This is a genomic window from Microbacterium sp. MEJ108Y, from assembly GCF_000834175.1.
GTDB classification, from domain to species: domain Bacteria; phylum Actinomycetota; class Actinomycetes; order Actinomycetales; family Microbacteriaceae; genus Microbacterium; species Microbacterium forte.
This window is the reverse complement of sequence record NZ_JXQX01000009.1, coordinates 143,527-156,108: the sequence shown is the minus strand read 5'-3', so window position 1 is coordinate 156,108 and position 12,582 is coordinate 143,527. Positions and strand designations below refer to the sequence as shown.

Sequence of the window (12,582 nt, the reverse complement as noted above, 5' to 3'; positions counted from 1 at the left end):
GCGGTCGGCCGCGCAACGGTTCGCGTCGCGCTTTGAGTCCTGGAGTTCCGCCACGGCAGAGGTCAGACTGGGCGGATGGAGTACGCCGGAGTAGTGCCGATGGACGCCCCTGACCCGAGCGCCGATTTCGAAGCTCGCGTGCGCGGGCTGTCCTACCCGGTCTTCCAGCTGCGGCCACAGCCGTCGCTCACGCGCATACCGGGTGCCTCGTTCATGGAGATGGGCGCGTCGGCGTCAGCGGGCGCGCCGATGGGACTGGCGGAGTCGTCGGTGTCGCTCACCTACACGCTGTGGAGGAATCCCGACGACCATTCCGACCCGCGCAACGAGATCGAGCTGGACCCCGGCATCCGACGATCGATCGAGGAGGAACCGCCGTGGGGCCGCCCAGCGTGGCTGATCGAGCGGGCTCAGCTGCTCAAGTACCCGATGCTCTGGGAGGCGGTGCGCACCAGCTGGCAGGCGTCGCCCGATCCCGAGCGGCACGCGCTCTCGCAGCAGTTGGTCGACCACGCCAATCACATACTGCGGAACAGATTCCGTGAGGAGCTCGGACTCCCCGACCTGCCGAGCGAGGGTGACGACGGCGGCTGGGAGGCGAAGACATCGGCGGCCAGGGATGCCGTCGTCGCGGTGGATGGCCGGAATCGGCCGGGTGTGCAGATCGACACCGATCCCTTCGTCTACGCGGTGGGTTTCCGCGTCGATGAGAACGTGGTCTGCACTGTCGTCGTGCCGCGCGACAGCCTGCCGATGATCGACCTCGCCATCACGACCTTCGAGTGAGCCGCACGATCCGCGATTGATGTCACCCTGCGCCGACGCTTCGCAGGACCCGCTCCACGTGAGCGGTCACCCATTCCGCATCGAACGGTCGGCTGCGAAGCAGCCAGCGGTGGAAGATCGGCCCGACGAACAGTTCCGCGACAACGCCCGCGAAAGATCCTGTCGAATGCTGAGTGCGGTCGCGAGAGCGACGCGCTCTCAATCGTCATCGCCGTTCAGCCGCTACGCTCGCCATGTGATTGCCGACGACGAGACGCTCATCCACGTCACGCCGGATGCCGCGTGGCTTCCCCGCCACGGCAGGGCCGAGGTGATTCGTCGCAGCACCCCGCCTCGGCCGATGTGCGTTGTCCGGCTGTTTCTGCGACAGGGCGATCAGGTCTTCTGTGTGCCGCGAGACGAGAACAGCCGCCTCGACCTGCCCATGCGTCATGTCGGAGTCGACGACCCGAGCGGCATGCTCGCGATCGCTGATCTCGCCGAGCGGGTCACCGGCCGCCGGTCGCAGTTGACCTTCTCGGGAGCAGTGCGAAACATCGTCGAATCACCTCAAGACGGTTATCCCTGGCCGACGCCGTGTGCGTACTTCGGAGTATGGACTTCGAAAGCCACCCCCGTCGTAGAAGGGACGTGGGTCAGCATCGGCGACGAATCTCCGTTGCGCGACCGCCATTGGTTCCCCTTGGCGGGTCACGTCCGGATTCGCTGATCTAAGTCGATACGTGAGCGCGCAGCCCGAGCCTCACGCGCTCTCGCGCACCACGAGCTCGGTGTCGAGGATGACCGAGCGGGGGGATGCTCCGGCGATGACCTCGAGCAGCACGGCGACCATCTGAGCGCTGATCTGATCCCAGGGTTGACGCATGGTCGTGATCGGAGGCTCGTGCGTGGCGGCGAGGCCCGAGTCGTCGAACCCGGCGATCGCGATGTCCTCCGGCACGCGGCGTCCGGCACGGCGGGCGGCGGCGATCGCTCCGGCGGCCATCCGGTCGGATGCTGCGAACACGGCGTCGACGTCGTGCTCGAGCATCCTCGTCATGGCGGCCTGCCCTGATTCGTACGAGTAGTCGCCCACCTCGACCAGCGTCTCGTCGAACTGCTCGCCGAGCTCTTCGCGGAAGCCGACCAGGCGGTAGCGCCCGCCGGGGGTGTCGTCGGGGCCCGTGATCATGCCGATGCGGCGGTGGCCCTGCGCCACGAGGTGCGCGGCCATCATGCGGGCTGAGGCGACTTCGTCGACCGAGATCGTCGAGAGCTCTCGTTCGTGTCCGAGGGGCAGGCCGCAGCAGACGGTGGGGATGCCGACCTCGATCAGCTGATCGAGCAGCGGGTCGGACTCATGCGATGAGATCAGCATGACGCCGTCGACGTGACCGGCGCTGAGGAACTGGGCGACGCTCTCGCGCTCGGCGGGCGTTCCGGCGACGAGCAGCACCAGTGTCATCGCCCGCTGCGCGAGGGCTTCGGCCGCTCCGCGCAGCAGCAGTGCGAAGGTCGGGTCGTCGAACAGCAGCTGCTGCGGCTCGGTCAGCAGAAACGCCAGTGAACCGGCGCGGCCCGTCGCGAGACTGCGCGCGTGATGGTTCGCCGTGTAGCCGGTGGCGAGGATCGCCTCTTCGACGGCCTGCCTGGCATCGGGGGACACCCAGTGCCCGCCGTTGATCACACGCGAGACCGTGCTGCGGGACACCCCCGCCTGCGCCGCGATCTGGCGGATCGTCGGCTTGCGCTTCGCGCTGACATCACTCATCGCCTGTGACTCTACCCACAGCATCGCATCGAGCGGTAGTCCAACCTGGGACCGGTCTCAGTTCGGTAACGGCAGTTGTGATCGATGGCAGACCTGGGGTAGAACTGAGACCGGTCCCAGTCACTCTCATGAGTCAGGCTGAGACCGGTCCCAGTCGAATGAGCGACAGCACGCCGGGACCCGCACCACGACCACACCGACCCGATGGAGTGCCGATGACCTCGCCCCACGCCTGGCCTGAGCTGCGCGGAATCGCCTATGGCGGCGACTACAACCCCGAGCAGTGGTCGCCCGAGACGTGGCGCGAAGACGTCATCCTGATGCGCGAGGCCGGGGTCAACCTGGTCAGCGTCGGCATCTTCTCGTGGGCGCTCATCGAGGTCGCCGAGGGCGAGTTCGACTTCTCCTGGCTCGACGAGCTGCTCGACCTGCTGCACGCGAACGACATCAAGGTCGACCTGGGCACGCCCACGGCATCGCCGCCCGCGTGGTTCTTCGCGAACCACCCCGACGCCCACGTGATCGACCGCGAGGGACGCACGATGGGCTTCGGCTCGCGCGGCATGGCCTCGCACTCGTCACCGGCCTACCGCGAGGCGATCGTGCGGATCGCGGATGCTCTCGCGGCGCGCTATGCGCAGCATCCGGCCGTCGTGCTGTGGCACGTGCACAACGAGTACGGCGTTCCCGTCGGCGAGGACTACTCGCCGAACGCGGTCGCCGCCTTCAGGCTCTGGCTCCAGGAGAAGTACGGCTCGCTCGATGCGCTGAACAGCGCGTGGGGCACCGCCTTCTGGGGTCAGCACTATTCGGCGTGGGAGCACGTCGGTGCGCCCGCCATCGCCCCGAGCGTCGTGAACCCGGCTCAGCGCCTCGACTTCGCGCGCTTCACGGATCACCAGCTGCGTGCGTGCTTCATCGCCGAGCGCGACGCGATCCGCGCGCACGCCGATCAGCCGGTCACGACGAACTTCATGGCGAACCAGAGCTGGACCACAGACCTGTGGGCCTGGGGCCGCGAGGTCGACATCGTCTCTGACGACCACTACCTGTGGGCCGCCGACGAGGACGCGCACATCGGGCTCGCGATCGCAGCCGACCTCAGCCGGTCGGTCGGCGGCGGCAAGCCGTGGATCCTCATGGAGCACTCGACCTCGGCCGTGAACTGGCAGCCGCGCAACATCGCCAAGCGTCGCGGCGAGATGCAGCGCAACTCCTTCACGCACCTCGGCCGCGGAGCCGACGGCATCCTGTTCTTCCAGTGGCGCGCGGGCCGTTCGGGCGCCGAGAAGTTCCACTCCGCGATGCTGCCGCACGCCGGCACCGAGTCGCGGGTCTTCCGGGAGGTCGTCGATCTGGGTGCCGCGCTCGGCCGCCTCGACGAGGTGCAGGGCAGCACGGTGAAAGCCGACGTCGCGATCCTCTGGGACTTCGAGTCGTTCTGGGCACAGGACCTCGAATGGCGCCCCTCCGAAGATGTCACGCACGCCGCCCAGGTTCGCCGCTTCTACGAGCAGCTGTGGCGTGACGGCATCACGGTCGACTTCGCCCTGCCGGGCCAGGACCTCTCGGGCTACCGCCTCGTCGTCGCCCCGGCGCAGTACATGCTGAGCGCCGCAGATGCCGCGAACCTCACCGCCTACGTGAACGACGGCGGCACCCTGCTGGTCTCCTTCTTCTCGGCCATCGTCGACGAGAACGACGCCGTGCACGCCGGTGGCTTCGTCGCCCCGCTGCGTGAGGCCCTTGGGCTCACGGTCGAGGAGTTCCTGCCGCTGCGCGAGGGCGAGAGCCACGGACTCGACTGGGTCGATCACGACGGCATCATCGCCGACGTCTGGCAGGAGGACATCGCGCTCGAAGGAGCCGAGGTCATCGCGAACTTCTCGGGCGGACCCGGTGAGGGCGAGCCCGCGATCACGCGTCACCGTCACGGGGCGGGCACCGGCTGGTACGTCGGCACCCGGCTGGATGCGGCGGGAATGCGCGCGCTCCTGCACGAGGTCTACGCGGATGCCGACGTCACCCCGTCGGGTGTCGCCGAAGGCCTCGAGGTCATCACCCGTCACGGCGCCGACGCGGTCTACCGCATCGCCGTGAACCACCGTGATGACGACGTCGAGCTCGAAGCCGTAGGCGTCGAGCTCCTCAGCGGCGCCGAGATCTCGGGCGCCCTGACGATCGCGGCGGGCGGGGTCGCCGTCATCCGCACCTCCCACTGACAGCACGACCCGCACGACCCGCATCACCCTGCACCACCACGAACCACACAGCAACACCCACCCCGGTCGCGATGACGCGCAGCGCATCGTCGGCCACGACAGATAGGAAAACGCATGCGCAAGCACATCGGAGTCGGCGCACTCGCTCTGGCCGCGGCCGTGGTCCTCGCGGGCTGCTCCGCCGGCGCACCCGAAGGCGGCGACGACGCCGCATCCGGCGACGGCGCTGAACTCGTCATCTGGACGGACGCCGAGCGCGAAGCCGCGATCACCGCAGCCGCCGAGGCGTTCGAAGAGGAGACCGGAGCCAAGGTCACCCTCGTTCAGAAGAACTTCGAGGACCTCCGCAACGACTTCATCGCGCAGGTCCCGACCGGCGAGGGACCCGACATCACGGTCGGCGCGCACGACTGGCTCGGCGCGCTCGTCGCGGCCGGTGTCGTCGACACGATCGACCTCGGCGACAAGGCGTCGGAGTTCGAGCAGGTCGCTCTCGACGCCATGACCTACGACGGCCAGCTGTATGCGATGCCGTACTCGCTCGAGACCATCGCCCTCGTGCAGAACGTCGACCTCGTCGGCGCAGAGGCCCCGGCCACCTGGGACGACATGATCGCCAAGGGCGTCGCGGCGGGCACCGAGCGTCCGTTCGTCATCAACACCGGCGGCGAGACCGGCGACGGATACACGATGTACGGACTGCAGACCTCGTTCGGCGCCCCCGTCTTCGTGCAGGACGACACCGGCTCGTACACGAGCGAGGTCGGCATGGGCGGCGCACCCGGCGAGGCGTTCGCCAGCTGGCTCGGCGCCAACGGCTCGAGCGGCACCGGCTACATCTCGACCACCGTCGACTACGACATCAACAACGAGCTGTTCGCGTCGGGCAAGGCCCCGTACACGATCCAGGGCCCGTGGGCCATCAGCGCGTTCGAGGGCATCGACGTCGCCGTGAACCCGATCCCCTCTGCGGGCGGCGAGCCCGCAGCCCCGTTCGTCGGCGTGCAGGGCTTCTACCTCTCGAGCAAGAGCAAGAACGCCCTCCTCGCCCAGGAGTTCCTCGTGAACTACCTCGGCACCGAAGACGCGCAGCGTGCCCTCTACGAGGCCGACCCCCGCATCCCCGCGTGGTCGACGCTCGCCGACGAGGTCTCGTCCGACCCGATCACCGCCGGCTTCGTGGCCTCCGCCCAGAGCGGCGTGCCGATGCCGTCGATCCCCGAGATGGGTTCTGTCTGGGATCTCTGGAACGCCGCGCAGGCGCAGATCATCAACGGCGCCGACCCCGTGTCGACGTGGAACACCATGGTCGCCGACCTCGAGACGACTCTCGCGGGTTGACCCGACTTGTGGGGCGTTTCGTCTCGGTCGCTTCGCTCCCTCGCTCAACGAACATTCCCGGTCGTTGAGCGAGCGGAGCGAGACGAAACGCCCCGCCAGACAGGACTGATGACATGACGATCCAGGCACCACCGGCCGAGGCCCCCACCCCCGTGGTGAAGCCCTCGCGCGAATCCCACGCCCGTCGCTTCCGCGGCCTCGGCTGGGGCTTCCTCATCAAGCTCGCCCTGATGGCGTTGGTCAACGCCTTCGGCATCATGACCGCGATCTCGGCCTGGAGTGCCGAGTCGTGGATCGTTCTCGGCGTCGTCGTGCTGCTGGTCATCATCGCCGACTGGGTGTACTTCACCCGCAAGGCGCTGCCGCTGAAATACCTGCTCCCCGGGCTGATCTTCCTGCTCGTCTTCCAGGTCTTCATCTTCGGCTACACGGCGTACATCGCCTTCACGAACTACGGCACCGGTCACGTCGGCACGCAGGAGCAGGCGGTCGAGGCCGCGCTGATCCAGGGCGAGCGTCGCATCGAGGGCTCGTCGGACTACCCGCTCTCGATAGTGCAGCGCGGCGACGAGCTCGGCTTCGCGATCGTCGACGACGACGGCGACGTGCAGGTCGGATCCGCGACCGAACCGCTGACCACCGCATCGGATGCCGAGATCGGCACCACCGGCGCCCCGAGCGAGGTGCCCGGGTGGGAGGTCGTCCCGCGGGCGACCGTGCTGACCGATCCGACACTCGGAGCGACGATCAAGGACCTCAGGGTGCCGGTCTCGGACGACCCGAACGACGGTTCGATCCGCACCCGAGAGGGCTCGACCGGCTCGGTCTACGAACCGACGCTGGTGTGGGATGCCGAGGCGCAGACGATCACCGACACGCAGTCGGGCACGGTCTACACGGCCACCGATCTCGGTGCGTTCGTGGCTGCAGACGGCACGGCGCTGCCGACGGGGTGGTCGGTGAACGTCGGGTTCGCCAACTTCCTCAAGCTCTTCACGGATGCGAACCTCGCGGGCACCCTGTTGAGCGTCACGGTCTGGACCTTCGCGTTCGCGATCCTGTCGGTCGTGCTGAGCTTCGCCGTCGGACTCGGCCTCGCGATCGTCTACAACGACCCGCGCGTCAAGGGTCGCCGGTTCCTGCGGGCGCTGTTCATCCTTCCCTACGCGTTCCCCGCGTTCATGGCCGCGCTGCTGTTCCGCGGCATGTTCAACGCCGAGTTCGGCGTGATCAACGACCTGTTCTTCTTCGGCTCGCAGATCAACTGGCTCGGCGACCCGTGGCTCACCCGGGCCGCGGTGATCTTCGTGAACGTGTGGCTGAGCTACCCGTACTGGTTCCTCGTGTGCACGGGCGCGCTGCAGTCGCTGCCGGGCGAGACGCTCGAAGCGGCCGAGATCGACGGTGCGAACAAGCTGCAGCGGTTCCGCGCGATCGTGCTGCCGCTGCTGCTCGTGTCGACCGCCCCCCTGCTGATCGCCTCATTCGCCGTCGCGTTCAACAACTTCACCGTGATCTACACCTTCAACAACGGCGGGCCGGCCATCGCCGGCGCTCCGTACGCACTGGGCTCGACCGACATCCTGGTCTCGGCCATCTACGACGTTTCGGGCGTCTCAGGTGGTGCGGCCGACTACGGCCTCGCGAGCGCGCTGTCGATCATCGCCTTCATCGTGGTCGGTCTCATCTCAGCGCTGAGCTTCCGACAGACCCGCAAGCTCGAGGAGTACCAGTGATGAGTGAGACAAGAGTCATCGTGACCGGTTCATCGAACGAGGCGGATGCCGCGCGCGCAGGCGCTCGACGGCGTCGGTGGTGGGGCGAGGTCGGATGGAAGTACATCCTGGCCGCAGGCGTGCTGTTCTTCGCCGCGTTCCCGCTCGTCTACGTGCTGTCGGCGTCGCTCAACCCGAACGGCAGCCTTGCGGCATCCAGCGCTTTGTTCAGTGCGTTCGATCCCGCGAACTACATCGCCCTCGGCGAATCGCGCTACTGGGTGTGGTTCGGCAACACCCTGCTGATCGGCGGCGTGACCGCGGTGGGCTCGGTGCTGATGGGAGCCTGCGGCGCCTATGCGTTCTCGCGCTTCCGCTTCAGCGGGCGGCGCGCGAGCCTCACCACCCTGCTCGTGCTGCAGATGTTCCCGCAGGCGCTGGCGTTCATCGCCATCTTCCTGATGCTGCAGACCCTCGGCGACGTGGTCCCTGCTCTCGGCATCAACTCGAAGATCGCCCTGATCTGCGTCTACCTCGGCGGCGCACTCGGCGCGAACACGTTCCTGATGTACGGCTTCTTCAACACGATCCCCGTCGAGATCGACGAGTCGGCGAAGATCGACGGCGCCAGCCATGCGCAGATCTTCTGGCGGCTCATCATGCCGCTGGTCGTGCCGATCCTCGCGGTCGTCGCCCTGCTCGCGTTCCTCGCGGCGTTCGGCGACTTCATCCTGTCGAAGATCATCCTCACCTCCGAGGACAACTGGACCCTCGCCGTCGGCATGTACCAGTGGGTCTCGAACCAGCTGACCTCGCGCTGGGGGCTCTTCGCCGCCGGTGTCGTGGTCGCCGCCGTGCCCGTGCTCGCGCTGTTCTTCTCGCTGCAGAAGTACATCGTCGGCGGGCTCACCCAGGGATCCGTCAAGGGCTGATCCCCTCTTCCGCACCGCTCGAAAGGCCGTCATGCACCGTCGCACGCGTTCCCTTCTCTCCTCCGCCCTGGCCACGGTCACCGCCGTCGCCCTGATCGGCGTCGCGCTGCCGGCGTCGGCCGCGCCATCCCCGGCATCCGTGGCGGCTGCTGTCGCCGCCACCGAACCGGTGGATGCCGGCATCACCGTCCCTCGGGTCGAGAACCTGCCCGACGACTTCATCGGCGGCGTCGACGTGTCGTCGGTGCTGTCTCTCGAAGAGTCGGGCGTCGTGTTCCGAGACTCCGACGGCACGCCGGGCGATCTGTTCGAGATCCTCGCCGACGCCGGGATCACCGATGTGCGGGTGCGGGTGTGGAACGACCCGTTCGACGCGAACGGCAACGGCTACGGCGGCGGCGACGTCGACGTCGACCGTGCGATCGAGATCTCGCAGCGCGCGACGGATGCCGGACTCGGCGTGCTCGTCGACTTCCACTACTCCGACTTCTGGGCAGACCCCGCCAAGCAGCAGGTGCCCAAGGCCTGGCAGGGGATGACGGCCGACCAGGTCGCCGCCGAGGTCGGCACCTTCACCCGTGATGCCGTGCGACGACTGGTGGATGCGGGCATCGATCTGCGCATGGTGCAGGTGGGCAACGAGACCAACGGCGGCGTCGCCGGGGTGCGCGGCTGGGACGACATGGCGAAGGTGTTCTCGGCAGGCTCTGCCGCCGTGCGCGCCGAAGCGCCCGACACTCTCGTCGCCGTACACTTCACCAACCCCGAGCGGGCCGGCTTCTATGCCGACGTCGCAGCCCAGCTCGACCGCCGCGACGTCGACTATGACGTGTTCGCGTCGTCGTACTACCCGTTCTGGCACGGCACCCCCGAGAACCTCACGGCGGTGCTCTCGCACGTCGCCGAGACGTACGGCAAGAAGGTCATGGTCGCCGAGACCTCGTGGGCGTTCACGCTCGACGACGGAGACGGCCACGGCAATGTGGTCGACCTGCCGTCCGAGGCGACGCAGTATCCGGTGAGCGTGCAGGGTCAGGCCGATGCGGTGCGCGCGGTCGTGCAGGCTGTCGCCGACGTCGGCGAGGCCGGTATCGGCGTGTACTACTGGGAGCCCGCATGGCTGCCAGTCGGCACGCCCGCTCAGCTCGAGCAGAACAAGGTGCTGTGGGAGCGCGACGGATCCGGATGGGCGTCGAGCTTCGCCGGCGAGTACGAGCCGCATGATGCCGGCCAGTGGTTCGGCGGATCCGCGTGGGACAACCAGGCGCTGTTCGGGTTCGACGGCACGGCATCCGATGCGCTGAACATCTTCTCCTACGTGCGCACCGGAGCCCAGGCCCCTCGCGCTGTCGAGTCGGTGCAGCCCGTGGCGCTGCAGCTGGTCGAGGGCGATGCGGTCGAGCTGCCCGGCGAAGTATCCGTGCTCTACAACGACGGCTCGTCGGAGCAGCAGACCGTCACGTGGTCGACCGGCGCGGAGTACATCGAGGGCGTCGGCGAGTATGCGATCGCGGGCGTGACCGAAGCGGGACTCGCGGCCTCCGCCACAGTGTCGGTCGCGGCGCGCAACTATCTGCGCAACCCTGGATTCGAGGATGCGGACACGAGCATGTGGAGCGCGACCGGGTCGGGCCTCACCCTGCGAGCATGGGATGACCCTCGGAGCGGCACCCATTCGGCGCACTTCTACGCGGCATCCGGATACTCGTTCGAGCTGTCGCAGACCGTGAGCGGGCTGCCCGCAGGGTCGTACGTCGCACGGGCGTCGCTGCAGGGCGACGGTGAAGGCTCGGACGGGCGGGCTTCGCTGTCGCTCTCGTCGTCACCTGCAGCGGGCCCCGCTGCGGCCTTCGGGTTCGACGGCTGGCGGGTGTGGTCGACGCCGACGACCGAGGCGCTGCAGGTGGGTGCCGAGGGCACGGCGACCGTGCGGATCTCCGCGGCGCTGCCGGCGGGGGCGTGGGGCACGATCGACGATCTCGAGCTCGTGCGCGAACCGATGCCCGGTGCCGACACCACGCAGCTGCGGGAGCGGCGCGACGCGGCTGCGGCTCTCGACCTGACGACGTATGTCGAGTCGTCGACGACCGCCATGCCCGGTGCGATCGCGCGTGCCGACATCGTGCTCGCAGCGATCAGCCCGAGTGAGGATGCCGTGGCAGGAGCCGTGGCGACGCTCGATAACGCCGTCGACGCACTCGTGCGGAAGGACTCGGCGACGGCCGCCCCGGCTCGTGGAGTGCTGTCGCACGACAACGGCCATGACACCGGGCTGCTCGACGGCGACTTCACGCTCACCATGAATCTGTGGTGGGGGCAGAACGCCACCAAGCTGCGAGTGTTCGAGAACGGTGTGCTGATCGAGACGGTGCCGCTGACGTTCGGAGGCACCGGTGCGCAGACGGCACAGGTCGCCGTGACCGGCAAGGCGAACGGCAGCTACGTCTACACCGGCGAACTGGTCAACTCGCGAGGCGTGACGGCGGTGAAGCCCGTGACGGTGAAGGTGAAGGATGCGGCTCCCGGCACACCCGTGCTGTCGGCCGACAACTGGGACGGCGACGGGTCGTACACGCTCACCGCCGACATGTGGTGGGGCACGAACGCGACCTCGTACCGCCTGTACGAAGACGGTGTGCTGATCTCCGAGGGCGACATGGTCGCGAACAGCCCCGCCGCGCAGCGTGTGACGGTGCCGGTGTCGGGGCGGTCGGTGGGAAAGCACACCTACCGTGTGGAGTTCGTGAACGCCGCGGGCAGTACCGAGAGCAAAGCGCTCACGGTGACGGTCAAGCGCTGACGGCATCCGGCTGCGTCCTGAATCCGTGGTCGGGTCAGCACCGGATGCTTCTGTTCGTTGAGCGAGCGGAGCGAGACGAAACGCGGTGAGGACACCGGAGCGTTGAGCCCCTGCATCCTCACCGCGTTTCGTCTCGTCGCTGCGCTCCTCGCTCAACGAACGGAAGGGTGCGTCACTTGCTGAGGAAGTCCTTCAGCGCGGCGTTGACCTCGTCGGCGTGGGTCCAGAGCAGGCCGTGCGGGGCGCCCTCGACCTCGACGTAGGTCGCCGCGGGCACTGCCTGGTGGAACCGGCGGGCGGTGGCGTCGATCGGCAGGATGTTGTCCTTGGTGCCGTGGAGGATCAGCGTGGGCTTGCCGGCATCGCGCACTGCATCCACGTCGCCGCGGAAGTCCTCGATCCACGACGAGACCACGGCGTAGGCGGCGACAGGAGCGCTGCCGATCGCGACGTTCCAGCTGCCGGTGACGGCCTCCTGGCTGATGCGCGAGCCGAGGTTCTCGTCGAGGTTGTAGAAGTTCTTGTAGAAGTCGGTGAACCAGGCGAAGCGGTCGCCCTTGGCTGCGGCCTCGATGCCGTCGAACACATCCTGCGGCACGCCCTCGGGGTTGTCATCGCGCTGCACGAGGAACGGTTCGAGCGAGGCGAGGAACGCGAGCTTGGCTACGCGGTCGTGGCCATACGTGGCGACGTAGCGGGCGAGCTCGCCGGTGCCCATCGAGAAGCCGACGAGCACGACGTCGCGCAGGTCGAGGGTCTCGAGCACCGTGTTGAGGTCGGCGGCGAAGGTGTCGTAGTCGTATCCGGTGCCGACCTTCGACGACTGACCGAATCCGCGGCGGTCGTAGGTGATGACGCGGTAGCCCTGAGCGAGGAGCTCGCGGGTCTGGCGCTCCCAGCTGTGTCCGTCGAGCGGGTAGCCGTGGATCAGGACGACGGGCTGGCCCGATCCCTGGTCTTCGTAGTAGAGCTCGATCGGGGTGCTGTTCTCGTTTCCGACGGTGATGTAACCCATGATCCTGATCCTTTTCGATCC

General features: G+C 67.9%; 9 protein-coding genes. 7 read left to right on the top strand and 2 right to left on the bottom strand.

The window, feature by feature from the left end; all coding sequences use genetic code 11:
• Positions 1-75: 75 nt before the first annotated feature.
• Together RU09_RS05105 and RU09_RS05100 are read left to right on the top strand one after the other, a co-directional pair.
• A complete protein-coding gene (locus tag RU09_RS05105) occupies positions 76-786 on the top strand; it encodes a hypothetical protein (RefSeq protein WP_042538183.1) in 711 nt (236 codons plus the stop codon).
• Between the two features lie 235 nt (positions 787-1,021).
• A complete protein-coding gene (locus RU09_RS05100; RefSeq protein WP_042538340.1) occupies positions 1,022-1,495 on the top strand; it encodes a hypothetical protein in 474 nt (157 codons plus the stop codon).
• Positions 1,496-1,528: 33 nt separating this feature from the next.
• On the opposite strand, the gene RU09_RS05095 is transcribed toward RU09_RS05100, so the two are convergent.
• Positions 1,529-2,536, bottom strand: coding sequence for a LacI family DNA-binding transcriptional regulator (locus tag RU09_RS05095; RefSeq protein WP_042538338.1), 1,008 nt, complete (start codon positions 2,534-2,536; stop codon positions 1,529-1,531).
• A 215-nt stretch (positions 2,537-2,751) separates the two neighbouring features.
• Between RU09_RS05095 and RU09_RS05090 the strand changes: the two genes are divergently transcribed.
• From RU09_RS05090 to RU09_RS05070, 5 genes are all read left to right on the top strand, one after another.
• Complete coding sequence (locus tag RU09_RS05090; RefSeq protein ID WP_042538181.1) at positions 2,752-4,758, top strand: beta-galactosidase; 2,007 nt, start codon at positions 2,752-2,754, stop codon at positions 4,756-4,758.
• Between the two features lie 114 nt (positions 4,759-4,872).
• Positions 4,873-6,099: a sugar ABC transporter substrate-binding protein gene (locus RU09_RS05085; protein WP_042538179.1), complete on the top strand. Its 1,227-nt coding sequence runs from the start codon at positions 4,873-4,875 to the stop codon at positions 6,097-6,099.
• Between the two features lie 113 nt (positions 6,100-6,212).
• The gene (locus RU09_RS05080; protein WP_042538177.1) at positions 6,213-7,835 is read left to right on the top strand and encodes an ABC transporter permease subunit; all 1,623 of its coding nucleotides are present in this window, start codon (positions 6,213-6,215) and stop codon (positions 7,833-7,835) included.
• The gene (locus RU09_RS05075) at positions 7,835-8,746 is read left to right on the top strand and encodes a sugar ABC transporter permease (RefSeq protein WP_042538175.1); all 912 of its coding nucleotides are present in this window, start codon (positions 7,835-7,837) and stop codon (positions 8,744-8,746) included. The genes RU09_RS05080 and RU09_RS05075 overlap by 1 nt, the downstream gene beginning before the upstream one ends.
• Before the next feature lie 31 nt (positions 8,747-8,777).
• Complete coding sequence (locus tag RU09_RS05070; protein ID WP_042538172.1) at positions 8,778-11,546, top strand: glycosyl hydrolase 53 family protein; 2,769 nt, start codon at positions 8,778-8,780, stop codon at positions 11,544-11,546.
• A 172-nt stretch (positions 11,547-11,718) separates the two neighbouring features.
• On the opposite strand, the gene RU09_RS05065 is transcribed toward RU09_RS05070, so the two are convergent.
• On the bottom strand, positions 11,719-12,561 hold the full coding sequence (locus RU09_RS05065; RefSeq protein WP_042538169.1) for an alpha/beta fold hydrolase: 843 nt from the start codon (positions 12,559-12,561) through the stop codon (positions 11,719-11,721).
• Positions 12,562-12,582: the final 21 nt, after the last annotated feature.

Bases quoted from the DNA above. Each gene is read 5' to 3' on its own strand.
- RU09_RS05105 (WP_042538183.1), top strand. From the start codon at position 76: ATGGAGTACGCCGGAGTAGTGCCGATGGACGCCCCTGACCCGAGCGCC.
- RU09_RS05095 (WP_042538338.1), bottom strand. From the start codon at position 2,536: ATGAGTGATGTCAGCGCGAAGCGCAAGCCGACGATCCGCCAGATCGCG.
- RU09_RS05090 (WP_042538181.1), top strand. From the start codon at position 2,752: ATGACCTCGCCCCACGCCTGGCCTGAGCTGCGCGGAATCGCCTATGGC.
- RU09_RS05085 (WP_042538179.1), top strand. From the start codon at position 4,873: ATGCGCAAGCACATCGGAGTCGGCGCACTCGCTCTGGCCGCGGCCGTG.
- RU09_RS05080 (WP_042538177.1), top strand. From the start codon at position 6,213: ATGACGATCCAGGCACCACCGGCCGAGGCCCCCACCCCCGTGGTGAAG.
- RU09_RS05075 (WP_042538175.1), top strand. From the start codon at position 7,835: ATGAGTGAGACAAGAGTCATCGTGACCGGTTCATCGAACGAGGCGGAT.
- RU09_RS05070 (WP_042538172.1), top strand. From the start codon at position 8,778: ATGCACCGTCGCACGCGTTCCCTTCTCTCCTCCGCCCTGGCCACGGTC.
- RU09_RS05065 (WP_042538169.1), bottom strand. From the start codon at position 12,561: ATGGGTTACATCACCGTCGGAAACGAGAACAGCACCCCGATCGAGCTC.